The following is a 20,098-nucleotide window of genomic DNA, read 5'->3' on the forward strand; positions in this document are numbered from 1 at the left end:
GACCGGACGGGCGGTCACCGACTATCGGTTGAAGTCGCCACCGCTATTGCCATTCGGACGCGGCGGGCGTTCCTTCTTCTTCGGTCCTGGCAGGAGACCTTCGCGCTGTGCCTGCTTGCGCGCTGCCTTGCGGGCGCGGCTGACGGCTTCAGCTTTTTCACGGACACGGCGCTCGGACGGCTTTTCGAATGCCTGGCGCGCCTTCATTTCGCGGAAGAGACCCTCCCGCTGCATCTTTTTCTTCAGGACCCGGAGGGCCTGTTCAACATTGTTGTCTCGAACGAGTACTTGCAATCGTTTTCCTTACCCATGCTTGCCTCGTCTTGCGCAATAGCAATTGGCTACAATCAGACAAGCGTTTGAAGAATTGCCCCTGTGGCAATCCGGAGAAGCGCGGACTTTATGCATTTCCGCGCCAAAAATCCAGCCTGCCCGAGCAATTTACTCGGGCTTTGCTGCAAAGAAACCGCCTTTTACGGCAGGATGGTGACAACCGCTTCAAGAATAACGCACTTTGACGTGCGCCAAACCGAATCAGAGAGCGGCGGTGACGATGATCTCGACCTTGTATTCGGGCGTTGCGAGCTTGGCTTCGCCGGTCGCGCGCGCGGGCGTATTGGCCGGATCGACCCAGCTATCCCACACGGCGTTCATCTCGCTGAAGTCCTTCATGTCGTCGAGCCAGATAATGGCCTGGAGCAGCTTCGACTTGTCGGTGCCGGCTTCCTTGAGCAGGCGATCGACGGCCGCAAGCACATCCTTGGTCTGCTCGGTAACACTCTTGCCCGGGCCACCGACCTGGCCGGCGAGATATACCGTGTTGCCATGGATAACGGCCTGGCTCATGCGTGGACCAACTTCAATACGACGGATGCTCATGGGAAGTCTCCTCTAGCGTTTGCCGGCAGGTTGAGCCTGCCTCGCGTGCATGAAAAAAGGGCCATGCGGCCCTTTTTTCGAAAGAATGGTGGGCACAGTAGGGATCGAACCTACGACCCGCTGATTAAGAGTCAGCTGCTCTACCAACTGAGCTATGTGCCCGTCAGCCGCTGTGACGACCGAAAGTGAGGGCTCTATAACGGGGCATTTCCTGCCTGTCCAGCCCTTCTTGAAAACTTTATGACGGCCGCGCACAGGAACAGCGCAAGGCAGCATATCAAGCAAAAAGACGGCCCTCCGCGATCTTGACCGCCGAACCGCCAATACGCGCGCCGAGGAGCTTCTCCTCGGCAATATCTAGTTCCAGTTGCAGGCGCGACGGCCTGCCCATCTCGTAGCCTTGTTCGATCGAGAGCCGCAGCACTCCGTCGAGCGGCCTGTCGAAGGCGTGGATGGCGCCGGCAAAGGCAGCCGTCGCCGAGCCTGTCGCAGGATCCTCGTAGGTGCCGTCATCGCTGACGAACATGCGCGAATGAAAATGGCTATCGTGCAGGATAGTTTCGCGGCAATAGCAGTAGACCGGCAACTGGCGATGCCCGATGGTCGGGGCAACATCCTTCATAGCCGTCTGGTTGATACGGATGCGGCCAGCCGATTCGAGACCATGGACCGGGACCATCATGAATGGCACGCCCGCGTCCCAGATGCTCGGCACATGATTTTCGAAGCCGATCTCCCGCGGTTCGAGCCGCAGCGCGTTGGCAATTGCGATCCTGTCGTAATTGTAGGGTATCTGCACGGGAAGCTTCGGCAGGTCGAACTCCGCAAAAGCACCGCTCGCGGTAAGGCGGACGCCGCAGCGCACCGGGCCAACCTGCTCCTCAAGAATGATCAGCGCGTCCTGATCCTCCTCGACGGCGCCAAAGCGTCGTTGCGCCAGCGAAATCGCCGTGCCCACGGTCGGATGACCGGCAAACGGCATCTCATAGTCCGGTGTGAAGATACGCGCCCAGGCCGTATGTGCCGGGTTCCTGGCCGCAAGCACGAACACCGTTTCGGAAAGGTTGAACTCCCGCGCAATCTTCTGCATCGCCTCGCTGTCGAGTCCATCGGTATCGTGGACGATAGCCAAGGGATTTCCCGCCAGTACCTTGTCCGTAAAGACGTCGTAGACTTCGTAGCTCCGACCAGCCATTTGCGTTCTCCCCGCGTGAATGCGCAGAAATTAGTGGATGGTCCCGCCCATTCAAGCCAAAGCTTGTGACGGTTACATTCTGGGCGGGTCCGAGGCCTGAAAGCTTACGCTCTTGCGGCGCAAGCTCAAGACCGGTCGAAGTGCCAGTCTGCAAAGGCGCGGAATGTCGGCGGCGTCGCCTCGCGCATTGCACCGGCGCCGGAAATCGCAACGATATCATCGAGTTCCGGATCGTTTTCCGAGGCAATGTGCGCGCGGATGCGATCGAGAATGGTCGCGGCGGTCAGATCGAAAAAGTGGCGGCGGAACAGCGCAATGCTGCGGTTCACGGTTACGAGATAAATGGCATTGTCCCTGCTTGCCGCCCGCGAAAGATCAATGCCGGTTTCCTCTTCGACTTCACGCATCATATTGCCGTCAATATCGATATGGTCGCCGACGACATCGTCCTCGTCGAAGGATCCGGCTGGAAAATAGATGCGGCCCGCGGCCGACGTCGAAGGCGCCATACGGCCGGCGATCAACCTGTTGTCGCTGGAAACGATGACGCCCACGCCAAAAATGTGCCAGGGCTTTTCGACAGACGCATTGCCCTTCCAGTGCATCATCGTTGCAAAGCGCGTGCGGTGATATCGTGCGCGGAAATCGCCACCCGCAACTGACGCCTCCTCCGCCATGAAGAAAGGACCATTGAACAAGGCCGGGTTGTCGGCGGTCGCGCGCGACCAGTTTGCCGCAATATCCGCGCTGTTCTGCAATTCATAGGCAAGGGGTGCGCCGTCGATGCGCACGGTCGCGCTCTTCAGCGGAATGACCGCACCTTCCGGAATATCCAGCATCGTTCAAACCATATCGAGAGTAACTGCCACCGGGCAATGATCACTGGCCTTGGGCCGGTCCCAGCCAGTGCGTGGAAAGCGATCGACCTCTTGGCCGGGCGGAAAGATTGTCCGGTGCGGCTGGCCGTTGCGGATGATGTCGGGGAGAACCTTGCCGTTGGAACGGGCAAGCTCCGGCGAGGCCAGGATATAGTCGAGCTGGCAAAGATGCCGTTCCTGCGGGCCGCGCGTATGATAAAGCGTCCAGCGGTCCATGATCGGCCGCCTCTCCACCAGGTTTTCGCAGAAGCCGCCTTCGAGCAGGACATCGACACAGCTGGCCGGGTCGTTGACCGGAGCAAACGTATAGCCGCTCATGGAATCGCCGCCGATCACCACCCGCTCGCGATAATCGTTGAAATCGCCGCAGATCAACCAGTGCTTGTCCGCCGGGCCGCCGCTTGCCGCAAACTTGTCACTGATGATGCGCCGCACGGCCTTCGCCTCTGCAAGACGCACCGGCATGGTCGAGGTTCGCCCGTCGAGACCATTGCGCGGCGATCCCATCGACTTGAAATGGCAGACGAAGAGGCTGAGCGGCTTGCCGGCGATGCGCACATCGATCTCCAGGCAGTCGCGCTTGAAAATGCGCTCATTGGCGGTGATCCCGACGAGGCCGAGCTGCGGATCGTAAAGCCCGAAATCGTCATAGGTCACATGCGCGTGGCTGGTCATGGAAACGAATTCTATCGGTTCGCCATAGCGGGTCTGGTCGCGCAGGAGCACGGCGACATCGATGCCGCGGCTGTCATTGCCTTCGACCATGTATTTGTGGCGGTAGCCCTCGCCCACCATCTTGAACAGGTAGCCGAACTCGAAAGCATTCAGTGCGCCGATATTGTCGACCTCCTGCAGGCACAATATGTCGGCATGGGTTTCGGCAATCGCCAGCGCCGTCAATTGGCGCGTATCGTCCGCATGGGCAATGGCGCGGGCCTGTTCGAGCTGCCTGAACTGCGCCTCGTCCTGAATCTGAAAGAGCTGGAGCGAACGATCCATGTTGAGATTGTTGCGGAAGCCGGAAAAATCGAACCGGCTCATCAGGTTCTCGACATTGAAGGTAGCGATGCGGACGGGCATGCGGAGGGGTCCAGGTTGAAACCATTCGGTACAAAGCAACGTTGCTTTTTAGGAAACCTAATCGGGTTCGGCGATGACCACCAGTGGCTATCGTGGCGCTTCGCTCCTATATTGTTATGCGAATGGAAAGACCGGACAAATGAAAAACCTCGCAATTGCCCTTGCCATCTGCCTCGCCGCGCCGATCTCGATGAGCGTCGCATCAGCACAGGAAGTGCAGACCTATCGCCCGGCGCCGCGTGGCCTCGACGTCATCCCGCGCCAGCCGATCATCCTCAAGAATGGTTCGCCTGCGAATATTGCCTCGCCTGATTGTACCGGTTCGTCGCGCTGCTACGATTTTCGCGTTCGCCGTCCGGTCGGGCCGTCCGGACCGAGCCAGGTCGAACGGTGCCGCGCGCGCTACCAGTCGTACCGCCCTTCCGACAACACGTTCCAGCCATATAACGCACCGCGGCGGCAATGCGATTTGTAGTTGCAGAGGGTGATACCCCTCTTATTATACTTTAGCTATACGACTATACTCTTGTGATTATTCTGTCACATGTGCTTTCATTCGCACATTTCTCCCTTGACGGAAGCAATGGTTGAATTTCTACTGGAGCTATCGTTGCATGCTTAATTTCTGATTATTCAATAATAAGAATGGGAACTATTTAATGTCTTTTCATGCGCTCGGTGCGGCCTTTTCCGCACGTCGGAACATCATCTTTCGCAAATGTTTGACTAGCACCGCTCTCATCGCAGTGGTGCTCACCGCCACATGCTCCGGCAGCTTTGCCCAGCAGACGGGGAAGTATTTCAACGCCGACGGGACCAAGACCGACGATTTCGACGCTGCCGTCCAGAGTTGGGCTGACGATCGCGAATTTAACGCCAGATGGACTGCCGATCCGGGGGGCACACCTGAAGACAAGAAGCTCCATCCGGAGGTTGGGGTGAAAAAAAGCGATTTGCCTCAAGCCACGCATCTAGCGGCGTTGAAGGCCCAGTATGCCTATGCGCGGGGGATCACGGGCAAAGGCATAAAGATCGGCATGGTGGATTCCGGCTTTCTGGCCATCCATCCCGATCTCAGCGCCGTCATCCCCGTCCTGACGGAGGGGGTTTATGCTGCGAACGGCTCGCTCTCAACAGGCCCATTCCAGGCAGGGACTCCGTTCTCAGTACCGGGCGTCTACGACAAGAATATCAACGACAATCACGGAACTCATGTCGGCGGCGAGATCGCTGCACAGCGCAACGGCAAGGGCATGATGGGCATCGCGTTCGATAGCACGCTATATGTCAGCAACAGTGGCGGCAACGACGGCAGTTCCTATTACGGTCCGAACGCCGACTACAATTACTTCAAAGCCGCCTACGGCAATCTCGGCGCACAGGGCGTGAGAATCATCAACAGTAGCTGGGGCAATCCACCTGCGATTGATAATTACGACAGCAAGGAAGGGCTATTTGCCTCTTACGGGAGACTGTCCGCCCAGAAATCCTGGCTTGACGGCGCCGCCGAAGTCGCCCAGCAATACGGTTTGATTCAAGTCTGGGCTTCAGGCAATGCCGGCGCCGCCAACCCGTCGATCCGCGCCGCCCTGCCCTATTTCCGTCCTGAACTCGAGCCCTATTGGCTCGCCGTGAGCGGCACTTCCTTCAAGAATGGAGAACAGGGGCAAAGCGGCAACAAGTGCGGCCTCGCGAAATACTTTTGCATCAGCACCCCGATATCGGCCTACAGCACGACTTTCTCCCCCTACGCTGGTGTCCCGGTCTTCGGGGGCTCCTCCGGCACCTCGATGTCGGCGCCAACTGCCGCCGCCTCGCTCGCGCTGGTGATGCAGCGATATTCCTACATGACCAACGCACAGGCGCGCGACGTGCTGTTGACCACGGCGCAGCATCTCGGCGACGGCCCGGTCGACCAGCCCAACGAGGTCTATGGCTGGGGCACGCCCGATCTCGACAAGGCGATGAAAGGCCCCGGTCAGTTTCTTGGCCGCTTCAACGCCAACCTGCCGGGCGGTACCGGCGACGTGTGGAACAACGATATCTCCGACGCGGCACTGAAGCAGCGCGAGCTCGAGGAAAAGGCCGAACTCGCAACCGCGCTTCGTGCCTGGCCGGAGCGCAAGAAGGCACTCGGCTATCCTGATGGCCTCCCCGCCGACATCGAGAGCAAGACGGCGACGGCTTTTTTGCCAGAAGTCACAACGGCCAAGGACTTACTCAAGGCCGCAATCAGCGCCAATGTCAAAGACAACTACACCGCCGCCAAATTGGCAGCCGCCTTGGCCTCTCTCAAAGAGCATCCAGTAGGGGCTCAGCTCCTCTCCATCTACGACAAGGCGAATCCGAATTGGGCGTCAAATCACTACCCTTGGTACCAAACCTTCAGCGCACCGACGGACTTCGAGCAATTCATCGCTGCCTATCCCAGTGACGCCAGTTTGGCCGCCGCAGCAGCCTCCGAGAAATTCTCGATGCTTCGCTCCGAATTCGCCGTCAACGAAGCCCGCATCTCCGCGATTTCCGGAAAGGTCTATGACGGCGGCCTGACCAAATCCGGTGCAGGCAGCCTGTGGCTGACCGGGAAAAACACCTACTCCGGCGCGACGATTGTCGATGGCGGCCTGCTTGGCATCAGCAAGGAAGGCTCGATTACATCGGCCTCGATCGTCAATAATACCGGCATGCTAAGCGTCGATGGCACGGCGGCCGGCGTCACGATCAATGCCGGCGGCACGCTCGGCGGCGCTGGCACGATCGCCAGCCTCGCCGCCCACAGCGGCGGCACCGTCTCCCCGGGCAACTCGATCGGTACGCTCAGCGTCGCCGGCGATGCGACCTTCGACAAGGGCAGCAATTTCGATGTCGAGATCAGCGCCGATGGCGCCAATGCCGATCTTCTTGCCGTCAGCGGCAAGACGACGCTCCTTGGCGGCGTCGTTTCGGTGCGGCTCGAAGGCAGCCCCGCGCTGCTCAACGAAGCGGAAATGACTGATCTTCTCGGCAAATCGCATGTGATCCTGACCTCCGGTGGCGGTATCACCGGCGATTTCGAGGCGGCCAAACCCGAATACAAATATCTTTCCGCCGTCACCGGTTCCGATAGCGCCTATGACCGTACTGTCCGGTTTGTCGAGAAGCCGAAGCCCGAAATCACCCCGGATGTGCTGGTGCCGACAGTGCAGCCCACGGTTTCCGAGGCGATAACGCTCAATCATCATATCGATGTCGGCTTCGACGCGGTCACCACAAACCAGAAGGCGGTAGCGGGTGCGATCAACGCCATGGACAAAGGGGACCCACTTTATAACCTTGTCCTGTTCACGGCGGCGAACGAAATCCCCGATTACGACGCCCTGTCCGGCGAAGTGCATGCAACACTTTCCGGCGTTCTTGCCAAGGATGCCGACTTTATCAGCAATGCCGCGACAAGCCGCGTGCGCACCGCCTTCGGTGGTGTCAGCACCAAGGATCAGGCCGTGGCCGCACCCCTGGCCTATGGGCCGGGCGAAAAGCGCGGGAGCAGCGAGGCGATTGCTGCGGCAATGCCAGGTCCTGCAACGACGGCGCTATGGGCCGAAGCCTATGGCAGTTGGGCCGATGCTGACGGCAATGGCAATGCCGATGGCTATAGCCGCAACATTGGCGGCTTCGTGACCGGGCTTGACGGCATCGTCGCCGACAGCTGGCGGCTTGGCGTTCTTGCCGGCTATGGCAATACCTCGCTCAATGCGGCCTCCGGCTCGGCGGATGTCGACAGCTACCAGATCGGGCTCTACGGCGGAACGCAATGGGACCGGCTCGGTCTGCGATTGGGTACAGCCTTTGCCCAGAACGAGATTGAGACCAGTCGTGACGCCCGTTTCATGGGACTTTCGAACGAGCACGACGCCGATTATGACGCGCAAACCTTCGTCGCCTTTGGCGAACTCGGTTATCGTCTTGATACTGCCCATGCATCGTTCGAGCCTTTTGCCGGGGCAAGCTACGTGCATGTGACTGGCGGCGATTTTGCCGAGGATGGCGACATCAGCGGCCTTTCCGGCGGGGCCGACGCCACCGACATCGGCACGACGACGCTGGGTATCCGCGCCGCCCGTGCTTTTGAATTGACCGGAACCACGGTTCTGACCGCCCGCGGCATGCTCGGCTGGAACCATGTTGTCGGCAACCTGACCCCGGAGGCAAGCCTTGCCTTTGCATCCGGGCAGGCGTTCAGCGTCGAGGGCCTGCCGATCGCCAAGGACACCGGCATCGTCGAAGCCGGCTTTGATGTCGGCATCGGAGAGAACACCACGCTTGGCTTGAGCTATGTCGGGCAGTTCTCGAAGGCGGCGAGCGACAATGCCGTCAAGGCCGATTTGACCGTCAGGTTCTGATCCACACATGTAGCAAGACAAGAAAGGCCGGCGGATCGCTCCGCCGGCCTTCCTGCTTCAGACGATAATGTCTTAGTTCTTGGCCTTGTCGACCAGCTTGTTCTTGCCGATCCACGGCATCATGCCGCGCAGCTTTTCGCCGACTTCCTCGATCTGGTGGGCGTCGTTCATGCGGCGGATGCCCTTGAAGCGCGATGCGCCGGCCTTGTATTCCTGCATCCAGTCGGACGTGAACTTGCCGGTCTGGATATCCTTCAGAACGCGCTTCATCTCGGCCTTGGTCTCGGCGGTGATGATGCGCGGACCCGAGACATATTCGCCCCATTCGGCCGTATTCGAGATCGAATAGTTCATGTTGGCAATGCCGCCCTCATAGATGAGGTCGACGATCAGCTTCACTTCGTGCAAGCACTCGAAATAGGCCATTTCCGGCGCATAGCCAGCCTCGACCAGCGTTTCAAAGCCGGCGCGGATCAGTTCGACCAGACCGCCGCACAGGACTACCTGCTCGCCGAAGAGGTCGGTTTCGCACTCTTCGCGGAAATTGGTCTCGATGACACCCGAACGCCCGCCGCCAACGCCGCAAGCATAGGAAAGCGCGAGATCATGCGCATTGCCGGAAGCATCCTGATGGATGGCGATGAGGCAGGGAACGCCGCCGCCCTTCTGGTATTCGCCGCGTACCGTGTGGCCCGGGCCCTTCGGGGCGATCATGACGACGTCGACGCTCTTCTTCGGCTCGATAAGGCCGAAATGAACGTTGAGGCCGTGCGCGAAGGCGATCGCAGCGCCATCGCGGATGTTGTCGGCGATATGTTCCTTGTAGATGTCGGCCTGGAGCTCGTCCGGCGTTGCCATCATCATCAGATCGGCCCATTTTGCAGCCTCGGCAACGCTGACGACCTGGAAGCCGTCAGCCTCGGCCTTCTTGGCGGTGGCGGAGCCGGGGCGAAGCGCAATGCGCACGTCCTTGGCGCCGGAGTCCTTGAGGTTCAGCGCATGGGCGCGGCCCTGCGAACCATAGCCAATAATGGCAACCTTCTTCGACTTGATGAGGTTGATGTCCGCATCGCGGTCATAATATACGCGCATCGATCTATTCCTTCCCTTGGTTAGGATTGGTGGCCGTTCCGGGCCTGGTTGGTGTTAATTCCGTAGAGAGCCAGAAACTGCTGTGTCGCTCGCCTTGCGTCACGGTCGATCGCCGTCTCGTTCAATCCGAGCCGGTCGCCGAGCAGCAACCGGATTTGCACATCCCGGACGACAAGTCCGAAGAAAGTGCGAAACGCCTCGTCCGTTTCCTGAAATTCCAAAAGGCCGGTCTCCCGCCCAAGCTGCAGCAGGGGCTTCAAGCGCCGCGCCATGGCGAATGGGCCGTTTTCGAGCACGATCGCGCCAAGATCGTGCTTGTCGCTACCGGCATGGCCAACGGCGACCCGGTTGAGCGCGACCGAAATATTGCCCGACAACACACGCAGCCAATCGGCAGCGAAGCCTTCGAGCCCCGCGGTCAGCGAGGCAAGGTTGAATGCCTCGGGATCGACCGGCACGCCCCTCACCTTCAGGGCCTGCCATTGCACCGTTGCGGTCAAAAGACCGTCGCGGTCGCCGAACCACTTGTAGAGGCTTTCCTTCGAGCAACTGGCACGACGCGCGACGCTTGTCATCGTCAGCGTGTCGCCCGCCTCAACGAGAAGCGCGAGCGCCGCATCGAGCACGTCCTTCTGACGCTCGGTCAATCCGCTTTCGCTGACATCGACTGTGGGGTGCACGCGTTAACTCCCTGCCGTACCGTACCGTACGTTACGGCGGGTTTCTAATACGATGCAGGGTATTTGGCAAGCGCGATGGCGCAATTATTTTTCGATAAAGAATGTATCGGCGAGGCGTTGGCGGCCGGGGTGACCCCGGCCGGACTCCGCCTCGATCATGTCCTAGACTAAACAGGTTCTAAATATTCACCTGCGTACCGATCTCGACGACGCGCCCGGTCGGGATCTGGAAATACTCCGTCGCGTCGCTTGCGGTGCGAGCAAGGGCAATAAAAAGCCGATCCTGCCAGCGCGGCATTTCGGACCGCGCCGAAGCTTTCAGCGAGCGCCGCGACAGGAAGAAGGACGTCGTCATGATGTCGAACTTCCAGCCCTGCTTGCGGCAGATGGCGAGGGTGCGGGGAATATTGGGACGCTCCATGTAGCCGAAGGTCAGCGTCACCCGCATGAACAGGTCGTTGATCGGCTCGATCCGCACGCGCTCGCTCTTCTTTACCAGCGGCGTCGGCGCGGTGATGACGGTGAGGATGACATTGTTCTGATGCAAGACCTTGTAGTGCTTGAGGCTGTGCATCAGTGCCGTCGGCGTGCTCTTTGGATCGCCGGTGAGGAAGACGGCCGTACCGGGAACCAGCGTCGGCGGGTTTTCGGCCATCTTGCGCGAGATCAGATCAAGCGGCACTTCGCCCTTGCGGGTCTTTTCGAAAAGTTGGCGGCTGCCGCGCACCCAGGTGAACATGACGAGGATGATCAGGAAGGCGACGACGAGCGAAGCCCAGCCACCATCGACGACCTTGATCAGATTGGCGCTGACGAAGGTCAGATCGATGATAAGGAAGGAAAGCGTCAGGCAGATTGCGACCCAAAGACGCCACTTCCAGATGCGGAGCATGACGATGAAAAGCAGGGTCGTCGTGACCAGCATGTTGCCGGTGACGGCAATGCCATAGGCCGATGCAAGATTGGACGAGCGCTCGAAGCCCAGAACCAGCAAGATGACGACGAGGCCGAGGAGTACATTGACCCGTGGCAAATAGACCTGGCCAGACTGTTTCTCCGAGGTGTGCTCGATATTCAGACGCGGCAGGAGATTGAGTTGCACGGCCTGGCGCGACAGAGAATAGGCACCCGAGATGACCGCCTGGCTGGCGATGACCGTCGCCATCGTGGCGAGAATGACCATGGGCAGAAGCGCCCAGTTCGGAAACATTTCGAAGAACGGATTCTTGGCCGCATCGCCATGCGCGAGAATGAAGGCGCCCTGACCGAAATAGTTCAAGAGCAAGCACGGAAAAACGACCCACATCCACGCCGTGGCTATGGGTTTGCGACCGAAATGCCCGAGGTCGGCGTAAAGCGCCTCCGCACCGGTGACGGCCAGAAATACCGTACCGATGGTTGGGAAGGCGGTAGCCGGATTGTCGATGATGTATTCGAAGGCATAGACCGGATTGGCTGCGGCAAAGACGCTCAGATCATCGGCGAGATGCCAAAGACCGAAGAAGCCGAGGGCAAGGAACCAGAGCAAGGTAATCGGACCGAAAACGGTCGCGACACGCGCCGTACCGAAGCGCTGGATGGAAAACAGCGTCAGCAGAATGACCAGCGTGATCGGGACGATGAACGGCTCCAACGTGGGCGTGACGATCTCAAGGCCTTCCACCGCCGAAAGCACGGAAATCGCCGGCGTGATCACCGCATCGCCGTAAAACAGCGACGCGCCGATAATCCCGAGGGCCAGAATAAGTTGCGGGCGAGTCTTGAAGCTCGCCCGTGCCAAGGCCATCAAGGAAAGAATGCCGCCTTCGCCGTCATTGTCGGCGCGCAGCACGAAAAGCACATATTTTATGGTGACAATGACCGTGAGGGCCCAGAAGATCATCGAGACGACGCCGAGCACGTCAGTCCGGCTCAGGCTTCCATCAAGGGAAGCAGCATGAAGCGCCTCGCGGAAAGCATAGATCGGGCTCGTGCCGATATCACCATAGACGACGCCGAGTGCCCCAAGCACAAGTACCGGAAACGTCTCTTTGTGGTGATGCATATCCGGGTCATGGGTGACGGGATCTTTGTAGTAGTTCTCGTCAGCCAATTGCTGGTCACTCATGCAATTTTTTCCTCGCTCTGACAGCGTGGGCGGACGAGTTAGCCGTGTTGCATCGCAATATCAATCGCCATTTCTTCATAGCTCTAGACTCACGGTATGCAAAAACGCATGGCAAATCAAATCGCGCACCCTTATCAAGGGGCTAAGCTCGTAGCGCATCGAGGAATCTTTCCACAGAGCGCGACATTCCGTGGGTCAAAGCGTCGGCGGTCAGGCCATGACCTATTGAAACTTCAACCAGATTTGGCACTTTCTTGACCAGAGGCGGCAGGTTGGCGACGGTCAGGTCGTGTCCCGCATTGACCGCTATTCCCGCCTTCGCAGCTGCCGCGGCGGTGACTTCCAGCTTCGAAAGCTCTTCGGCCGCACGGCGCGGATCGTCGAAGGCGCCGCCATAGGGACCAGTGTAGAGTTCGACGCGGTCAGCCCCCAGTGCCTGCGCGCCGGCCGGCGCTTCCGGATCGGGATCGATGAACAGGGAAACGCGCGCGCCGCGCTCTTTCAGCCCGGCGATGATCGGGCGCAGATAATCTGCCTTCGCGACGACATCCCAACCGTGATCTGAGGTCGATTGCGATGGATCGTCGGGAACGAGGGTCACTTGTTCCGGCTCGTTCCTGGCGACGAGTTCGAGAAACTCCGCCGTCGGATAGCCTTCTATGTTGAATTCCGCATCGGGAAACTCATCGTCGATGAGCGCACGAATCTCGGGCAGATCCGAGAAACGTATATGGCGCTCGTCCGGTCGGGGGTGAACCGTCAGGCCGGACGCTCCGGCCGCCAGCGCTATGCGCCCGAGGCCGGTCACGCTCGGCCACGGCAGGTCGCGGCGGTTGCGCAGCATCGCAATAGCGTTGAGGTTGACGGAAAGTGTTGCAGTCATCGTCGAATTTCCACGCAGGAACGTCTCACACAGTTCTATCTGAGAAATACGACATAAGACATTGGTAATTCGTTCAAGGCCCGATCGAAATTTGAACGATCCATGTCACGGACGCATGGTCGGCCCTACCGGACAACCGTCAACCGCTCGGCAGCGCGGGTGATGGCCGTATAGAGCCAGCGCTCGCGGGTATCGCGGAATGCAAAGCTTTCGTCGAAGAGCACGACATCGTCCCATTGCGAACCCTGCGCCTTGTGGGTCGTCAGCGCATAGCCATAGTCGAAGTCGTCGAAGCGCTTTTTCGTCTGCCATGGAATTTCGGCGTCGGGGTCATCGAACTGCGCCTTAAGGAGCTTGATCTTGGCAACGCCCCTGCCCGGTTCCTCGTCTTCGGGTGAAACGAGAAGGTTGATGCCCGGCTTCACGGTCTCGCGCGACGAGGTCATAACCTTCCACAGCGAGCCATTGAGCAATCCCTTGGCCGGGTCGTTGCGCAGGCAAACCAGTTTGTCGCCAGCCTGCGGAAAGGCGGCGGAAAAGCCCTTGAGTTCGCGCAGGCGCTGGTTGTAGCGGCGGCGCGTGCGGTTCGTTCCGACCAGCACCTGGTCGGCGCCAAGCACGAGGTCCTGGGTCACGTCGGTCTTGGAGATGACCTTGGCCGCGCCATAGTCGCCATAGCCGAATTCGCGACCCTCGCGCACGTCGAGTGCGAGCCGGATGATGGGATTATCCCGCGCCTGCCGGTGAATCTCGCTCAAGAGAAAATCCGGCTCGTGCTCGGTGAAGAAGCCGCCGCCGGAGATCGGCGGCAACTGCCCGGGATCGCCGAGAACAAGAATGGGCGTGCCGAAACTCAGCAGATCCTTGCCAAGCTGTTCATCAACCATCGAGCATTCGTCGACGACGATGAGCTTGGCCTTGGCGACGGGGCTTTGCCGGTTCAACGAAAAAGTCGGCGCGATACTGGTCTTACCCGTCGTCTGGTCTTCGACAGCCTCTTCGCCGCGCGGCCGGTAAATCAGCGAATGCAACGTCCGTGCATTGGCCGCGCCTTTCGAGCGCAGCACCTGCGCCGCTTTACCGGTAAAGGCTGCAAACTGGACGTCGCCATCGATATGTTCGGCGAAATAGCGGGCGAGCGTTGTCTTGCCGGTGCCGGCATAGCCGAACAGGCGAAAGATCGGCCGTCGCCCTTCCTTCAGCCATGTCGAAACCGCTCGTAGCGCTTCGTCCTGTTGCGGAGATAATTGCATGGGTCTGACTGACAGGATTCGCCGCCAAAGGGCAAGGAAAATGCCGCGGTATCGGCTTATACTATAGATTATCGGGATTTCCCGCCCGGATCTGCCCCTCGCCGACCCGACCGAATTTCTGGTCGGTCATGCGAAACCGGTCGCCCTTCACCTGGAGGCGCCAGCAGATCTTGTCCGCTTCACCTTCATAGGTAACGCACAGATTGTCCTTCTCCAGCGTCCACTCGCCCGCATAGGACATGCCGTTGCTGACGACCTGCTCCGGCTTGCAGCATTCGATCATCTTGCCGCGCGACTTTCCGTCGGAGGCAAGGAATTCACTGAAATTGAACGGCGGCTCGGCCTTCACTTCGCCCGTCAGCGTCGCCCCAGTGATAAGCTTGCGCAAATCGTCTTCGCTGGACGTTGGCCAATTGTCTTCCTGCGCCATGGCGGCGCCCCCAAGAACAAGCATTGCGCACGCAAGAAGGAGAAACGCCTTCCGGCGCAGGTTCAGGGAAATCATCATTTCAGGATCGATCCGGGTCGTTTTCAAGTCTGATGGGCTCGCCGTGCGGCGTCGCGTGGGCGGCGCGTTGCCAGGATGCGGCAAGCGCTTCTACTTCGCTTCTTGCCGCAACATTCTTCGTGACGACAAGGGTTTCCAGGGCCTCAAGCCAGCAATGATAGTAATCGCTGGCGTCCTCCAGCGCGCCAGGGCGCTTCAATTCAGCCGAGAGCGCATGCGCCCATTCATCCCAGGTAAACAGGCCCCTGTCGTGCAAGGCAACAACCATGGCAAATGCCTCGGCCTGCCATGGCTCGACAAAGGCAGGACTGCCGCCCTGCGACGGCAGACCCTTGGAGTGCGTGATCAGGTCACGCAGGCTCAAGATAGCTCTCCCAGGCATCGATGCTGACTGTCAGCGTCGGGTCGGCCCCGTCACCCCAAATCTCAGCAGCGGGAAAGGTCACTGTATAAACGAATTGCGGATTCTCGCCCTTGCCGTGGGCGTTGGTGTCCGGAAAGACGAAGCCCTCCCGCACAGCCTCGACGATTCCTGCCTTGCCGCGGGCGTAGCGCGGCAGCCGCGTATGCGTCTGCGGATTGAAATTATGTGTTCGCACCCTGTCACCCGCCGAAAAGCGCGGCGGCGCAGTCATCGGCCGGTCGCAGGGTCCACCCTTCGCCAGGGCCGCGGCGACGTTTTCCGCCTTGAGGACGCGTTTCGGCTCCGTGCCCTTGCCTGTGGCATGACCCTTGCCAAGTTCCTCGGGCGATACGAAACCATGACGCTGCAGCAATCGCTCGAGCGCCTTGATCCAGATTTCATAATAGGTGGACGAATAATAATCCGCAGGGTGCAGGCTTTCGCGCGTGTGCCGGCTTTCATCGATGTTCCAATGCCCCATTGCCCCGGCGGCTATGGTCAGGCCGAGCGCACGCTTTTCCCACTCCGCATGAAACAGCGGCTCGTCCTTTTCCGGCGCAACCGGGCCGAATCCCATTTGCCCACCGAGATCCTGCGGGCCGTTCATGCCGCCTCCGGGGTCAGTGCCAGCCCGGTGCCGATCATCGAATCCCGTGTGACGAGTTCGGCGAGCTGTTCCTCGCTGAAACCCTCGGTACCCGCCGGACGCAGGGGGACAACGAGGTAGCGCAGCTCGGCAGTCGAATCCCAAACGCGGATCTTTGTCGTCTCGGGGAGAACGAGATCGAACTCCGCAAGCACGCCGCGCGGATCGATCACTGCCCGCGAGCGATAGGGCGGCGCCTTGTACCATACTGGCGGCAAGCCGAGCACCGACCACGGATAACAGGAGCACAAGGTGCAGACCACAAGGTTATGCGTATCGGAGGTATTGAACACCGCTTGCATATGTTCGCCCTGGCGCCCGGTATAGCCGAGCGAGGAAATCGCTTCGGTGGCGTCGCGTTGCAGCCAACCGGAAAATTCCGGGTCGGACCAGGCCTTGGCAACCACCCTTGCGCCATTGCGCGGGCCGACTTTCGTTTCGTAGGTATCAACAATCGCATCGATGGCCTTCGGATCGACGAGCCCCTTCTCTGTCAGGATCGTCTCGAGCGCCCGCACGCGCGCGGCCATGGGATCGAGTTCGTTGTCGTGGTGATGCTCGGGGTGATCGTGTGCCATGGAAAAATCTTAAGACCTTTTCCTGCCCCGGTGCAAGCTCACTTCAGCATTGGCCAGAGGCTCGCAATGAGGAGAAGCGCCATCGTGATGTTGAACCATTTAAGCCGGACGGGATCGGCGAGCCATCCCCGCATCATCTGGCCGAACGCTGCCCAGCTCGACACCGAAGGGACGTTGACGATGGCAAAAGCGATACCGACGATGAGAACCGTCAGCAGATAGGCATCCGACGAGGTGTAGGTCGCCATGGCGGTAACGGCCATGACCCAGGCTTTAGGGTTGATCCATTGGAACGCAGCGGCTTCGAAAAACGTCATCGGCCGTGCATTGCTGTCGACCGTGCCAAGCGACCGCGATGTCGCGATCTTGTAGGCAAGGTAGACGAGGTAGGCCCCGCCGGCGAACTTGAGGGCAGTGTATACCAGCGGAAAATTGTGGATGAGCGCGCCGAGGCCCAGCCCTACCGCGATAAGCAGGGTGAAGAACCCGCTGCCGATCCCGAACATGTGCGGAATCGTTCGCCTGAAACCGAAATTCACACCCGATGTCAGCAGCATCAGATTGTTCGGACCGGGGGTTATGGAGGTGACAAAGGCAAAGACGAGCAGCGTCAGGAAAATTTCGAGCGTCATGATCTAACCATGTATAAATGGAGTATAAATGAATGGCCCAAACTATATGGCCGCTCGATATCCGGCTCAACGCGTATCTTGTCAGGGATACAATTGCGCATCCCTGACCTCTGGCGCCATTCCATTGGAGATTACATGCCCTGTGCGCCGCGATTCATCGCAGCCACACCCGTGCGGCAGATCTCGACAAGGCCGATCGGCTTCATGATGGCGATGAACTGGTCAAGCTTCGAGCCTTTGCCGGTTATCTCAAAAATGAAGTGCTCGACAGTGGCGTCCACGACCTTGGCGTGAAATGCTTCCGCGAGGCGCAGCGCCTCATTGCGGTTGTCGCCGAAACCGGCAACCTTGACCAGGGCGAGTTCGCGCTGGATCGGCTTTTCATTGCCAAGCTCGCCTGCACGTACCGACAGGTCGACGACACGATGCACCGGCACGATGCGCTCGAGCTGGTGGCGAATCTGGTCGAGCACATGCGGCGTGCCGCGCGTCACGATGGTGATGCGCGACAGGTGCTGCTCGTGCTCCGTCTCCGAAACCGTAAGGCTCTCAATGTTGTAGCCCCGTCCGGAGAAGAGGCCGATCACCCGGGCAAGGACGCCCGGCTCATTGTCGACGAGTACCGATAGGACCGTCGTTACCGGTAGTTCGGTCTCCTTGGCGATGAAGTAGGCCGAGCCGGAGGCAAGGTTTTGCGCGTTCATGATATTTCTTTCTCCGGTTCGGTTAAACGAGCTGCCTGCCCTTGGCATCGATGGCATTGGCGACCGCTTCGTCCGTTGCTTCATCGGGCAGCAGCATTTCATTGTGCGCCTTGCCGGACGGGATCATCGGGAAGCAGTTGGCAAGATTGGCGACGCGGCAATCGAAGAGGACCGGCTTCTTGACGTCGAGCATTTCCTGGATCGCATCGTCGAGGTCGCCCGGCTTCTCGCAGCGTATCCCGTGCCCGCCATAGGCCTCCGCCAGCTTGACGAAATCGGGCAAGGCTTCCGTATAGGAATGCGACAGGCGGTTGCCGTGCAGCAGTTGCTGCCATTGACGCACCATGCCCATGTACTGGTTGTTGAGGATAAAGATCTTGATCGGCGCATTGTACTGCACCGCCGCGCTCATCTCCTGCATCGTCATCTGCACCGAAGCATCGCCGGCAATATCGATGACCAGCGAATTCGGATGCGCGATCTGCACGCCGAGCGCTGCCGGCAGGCCATAACCCATCGTCCCAAGCCCGCCGGACGTCATCCAGCGGTTGGGTTTTTCGAAGCCGTAAAACTGCGCCGCCCACATCTGGTGCTGGCCGACCTCGGTCGTGATGTAGGTGTCGTGATCCTTCGTCAGCGCGTAGAGACGCTCCAGCGCATGTTGCGGCATGATCACGTCCTTGTTTCGCGTATAGGACAGCGATTTGCGCGCGCGCCACTTGTCGATCTGTGACCACCATTCGCCGATCGCCTTCTTGTCCGGCTGGACCGACGAGGCGCGCATCAGGCGCACCATGTCTTCAAGGACGTTGGCGACATCGCCGATGATCGGAATATCGACGCGAACGGACTTGTTGATCGAAGACGGATCGATATCGATATGAATCTTCTTCGAGTTCGGCGAAAAGGCATTGAGCCTGCCGGTGATGCGGTCGTCGAAACGCGCGCCGATATTCAGCATGACATCGCAATCGTGCATGACCATGTTGGCTTCGTAGGTGCCATGCATGCCGAGCATGCCGAGCCAGTTCTTGCCCGATGCCGGATAGGCGCCAAGGCCCATCAGCGTCGATGTGATCGGGAAATTGCTGATCTCCACGAGTTCGCGCAAAAGCCTGCTGGCTTCATCGCCGGAGTTGACGACGCCGCCGCCCGAATAGATGACCGGACGCTTCGCGGAGGCGAGCAGCGCAACCGCCTGCTTGATCGCCTCGATATCGCCCTGGACCTTAGGGTTGTAGCTGGTGCGCGGCGCGGTTTCCGGCGGCGTATACATGCCGGTCGCGAACTGGACGTCCTTCGGAATGTCGACGAGAACCGGACCGGGCCGCCCGGTCTTGGCGACGTGGAAGGCTTCGTGCAGTACGCGCGCCAGATCGTTGACGTCCTTGATCAGCCAATTGTGCTTGGTGCAGGGGCGCGTGATGCCGACCGTATCGCATTCCTGGAACGCGTCGGAGCCGATCAGGCTGGTTGGAACCTGGCCGCTGATGCAGACAAGCGGGATCGAGTCCATCAGCGCATCCTGCAGCGGCGTCACCGCATTCGTCGCGCCGGGACCCGAGGTTACCAGCATGACGCCGACCGTGCCCGTCGAGCGGGCGTAACCTTCGGCCGCATGGCCCGCGCCCTGCTCATGACGCACGAGGATGTGATTGATCTTGTCCTGCTGGAAGAGCTCGTCATAGATCGGAAGGACAGCACCGCCCGGATAACCGAAAATATCCTTGACGCCCTGGTCGATAAGCGCCTGGACGACCATTTCGGCGCCGGTCATTTCGCGTCGTTTCGATGCGTGGCTGTCACTATCCTGTTTTTCTGCGGTCATCGGTCTCTTCCCGTTCGATCCTGTGGCTCTCGGCCCTTCAGAAGATGATTTCGTTTAACTGAGATGCTGGTAATAAAAAAGGCCCCCGAAGGAGCCTGTGTTTCGCGCATGGGAGCTTTCGCCGGGTGCTTACAACACCCTGCCCATGCGCGATCCCACGACGATAAGAACTGTTTTCATGGTCGCGGACGATAATTTGGCATTTTCCATCCGTCAACGGCAAAAATGCAGGGATTTGGCAAATGAATCGCGATTGAGGCAAGGCGCCTGCGCAAATCGTTCAAATGCAAACTACCGGGCTAACATAATCTCAATGCGTCTCAGCTTAGGGTTGTTGTGAACGATATCAGTATTCCTCCTCGCCCAGGATTGA

General features: G+C 59.5%; 18 protein-coding genes, 1 tRNA gene and 1 pseudogene. 2 read left to right on the top strand and 18 right to left on the bottom strand.

The genetic code is table 11. The features are described from left to right. Positions 1-21 precede the first annotated feature (21 nt). The 6 genes from rpsU to HQ945_RS10620 form a co-directional block, all read right to left on the bottom strand. On the bottom strand, positions 22-294 hold the full coding sequence (rpsU, locus tag HQ945_RS10595) for a 30S ribosomal protein S21 (protein ID WP_027231835.1): 273 nt from the start codon (positions 292-294) through the stop codon (positions 22-24). Positions 295-534: 240 nt separating this feature from the next. Continuing rightward, complete coding sequence (locus HQ945_RS10600) at positions 535-879, bottom strand: RidA family protein (protein WP_027231836.1); 345 nt, start codon at positions 877-879, stop codon at positions 535-537. An 86-nt stretch (positions 880-965) separates the two neighbouring features. Beyond that, positions 966-1,041 (bottom strand) — tRNA-Lys (locus HQ945_RS10605). Positions 1,042-1,156: 115 nt separating this feature from the next. Further along, positions 1,157-2,074 carry a PhzF family phenazine biosynthesis protein gene (locus tag HQ945_RS10610; protein ID WP_113280306.1) on the bottom strand — a complete coding sequence of 306 codons (918 nt, stop codon included), beginning with the start codon at positions 2,072-2,074 and terminating at the stop codon, positions 1,157-1,159. Between the two features lie 125 nt (positions 2,075-2,199). Continuing rightward, positions 2,200-2,913 carry an NUDIX hydrolase gene (locus HQ945_RS10615; RefSeq protein WP_091922205.1) on the bottom strand — a complete coding sequence of 238 codons (714 nt, stop codon included), beginning with the start codon at positions 2,911-2,913 and terminating at the stop codon, positions 2,200-2,202. Between the two features lie 3 nt (positions 2,914-2,916). Beyond that, the gene (locus tag HQ945_RS10620) at positions 2,917-4,032 is read right to left on the bottom strand and encodes an endonuclease/exonuclease/phosphatase family protein (RefSeq protein ID WP_113280305.1); all 1,116 of its coding nucleotides are present in this window, start codon (positions 4,030-4,032) and stop codon (positions 2,917-2,919) included. 352 nt (positions 4,033-4,384) lie between these two features. Here HQ945_RS10620 and HQ945_RS22870 point away from each other — a divergent pair. Both HQ945_RS22870 and HQ945_RS10630 read left to right on the top strand, forming a co-directional pair. After that, positions 4,385-4,507: pseudogene (locus tag HQ945_RS22870) on the top strand (BA14K family protein); the annotation flags it as partial. Positions 4,508-4,691: 184 nt separating this feature from the next. Then, complete coding sequence (locus HQ945_RS10630; RefSeq protein ID WP_174208073.1) at positions 4,692-8,411, top strand: autotransporter domain-containing protein; 3,720 nt, start codon at positions 4,692-4,694, stop codon at positions 8,409-8,411. Positions 8,412-8,483: 72 nt separating this feature from the next. Here HQ945_RS10630 and ilvC read toward each other — a convergent pair whose 3' ends face one another. The 12 genes from ilvC to HQ945_RS10690 form a co-directional block, all read right to left on the bottom strand. Then, on the bottom strand, positions 8,484-9,503 hold the full coding sequence (gene ilvC, locus HQ945_RS10635; protein ID WP_027231841.1) for a ketol-acid reductoisomerase: 1,020 nt from the start codon (positions 9,501-9,503) through the stop codon (positions 8,484-8,486). 20 nt (positions 9,504-9,523) lie between these two features. Beyond that, positions 9,524-10,183: a TetR/AcrR family transcriptional regulator gene (locus HQ945_RS10640; RefSeq protein WP_036814419.1), complete on the bottom strand. Its 660-nt coding sequence runs from the start codon at positions 10,181-10,183 to the stop codon at positions 9,524-9,526. A gap of 178 nt (positions 10,184-10,361) precedes the next feature. Beyond that, a complete protein-coding gene (locus HQ945_RS10645) occupies positions 10,362-12,227 on the bottom strand; it encodes a potassium transporter Kup (RefSeq protein ID WP_228019398.1) in 1,866 nt (621 codons plus the stop codon). 205 nt (positions 12,228-12,432) lie between these two features. Then, positions 12,433-13,173 (bottom strand): pyridoxine 5'-phosphate synthase, encoded by a 741-nt coding sequence (locus HQ945_RS10650; RefSeq protein WP_113280303.1) that lies wholly within the window; start codon positions 13,171-13,173, stop codon positions 12,433-12,435. Positions 13,174-13,298: 125 nt separating this feature from the next. Further along, on the bottom strand, positions 13,299-14,426 hold the full coding sequence (locus tag HQ945_RS10655) for an ATP-dependent DNA helicase (RefSeq protein ID WP_027231844.1): 1,128 nt from the start codon (positions 14,424-14,426) through the stop codon (positions 13,299-13,301). Between the two features lie 61 nt (positions 14,427-14,487). Continuing rightward, positions 14,488-14,934, bottom strand: a complete 447-nt coding sequence (locus HQ945_RS10660; protein ID WP_036814422.1) for a hypothetical protein — start codon at positions 14,932-14,934, stop codon at positions 14,488-14,490. Position 14,935: 1 nt separating this feature from the next. Continuing rightward, on the bottom strand, positions 14,936-15,298 hold the full coding sequence (locus HQ945_RS10665) for a nitrile hydratase accessory protein (protein ID WP_281358735.1): 363 nt from the start codon (positions 15,296-15,298) through the stop codon (positions 14,936-14,938). After that, positions 15,285-15,944, bottom strand: coding sequence for a nitrile hydratase subunit beta (gene nthB, locus HQ945_RS10670; protein ID WP_027231847.1), 660 nt, complete (start codon positions 15,942-15,944; stop codon positions 15,285-15,287). Before nthB ends, HQ945_RS10665 begins: the two co-directional genes overlap by 14 nt. Then, positions 15,941-16,561 (bottom strand): nitrile hydratase subunit alpha, encoded by a 621-nt coding sequence (gene nthA, locus HQ945_RS10675; RefSeq protein ID WP_113280301.1) that lies wholly within the window; start codon positions 16,559-16,561, stop codon positions 15,941-15,943. Before nthA ends, nthB begins: the two co-directional genes overlap by 4 nt. Before the next feature lie 38 nt (positions 16,562-16,599). Next, complete coding sequence (locus tag HQ945_RS10680) at positions 16,600-17,193, bottom strand: LysE family translocator (protein ID WP_027231849.1); 594 nt, start codon at positions 17,191-17,193, stop codon at positions 16,600-16,602. A 131-nt stretch (positions 17,194-17,324) separates the two neighbouring features. Next, positions 17,325-17,897, bottom strand: coding sequence for an acetolactate synthase small subunit (ilvN, locus tag HQ945_RS10685; protein WP_027231850.1), 573 nt, complete (start codon positions 17,895-17,897; stop codon positions 17,325-17,327). 22 nt (positions 17,898-17,919) lie between these two features. Next, complete coding sequence (locus HQ945_RS10690; RefSeq protein ID WP_113280300.1) at positions 17,920-19,725, bottom strand: acetolactate synthase 3 large subunit; 1,806 nt, start codon at positions 19,723-19,725, stop codon at positions 17,920-17,922. Positions 19,726-20,098 lie beyond the last annotated feature (373 nt).

Source organism: Phyllobacterium pellucidum (genome assembly GCF_013327855.1).
In the GTDB taxonomy this organism is placed as follows: Bacteria; Pseudomonadota; Alphaproteobacteria; order Rhizobiales; family Rhizobiaceae; genus Phyllobacterium; species Phyllobacterium pellucidum.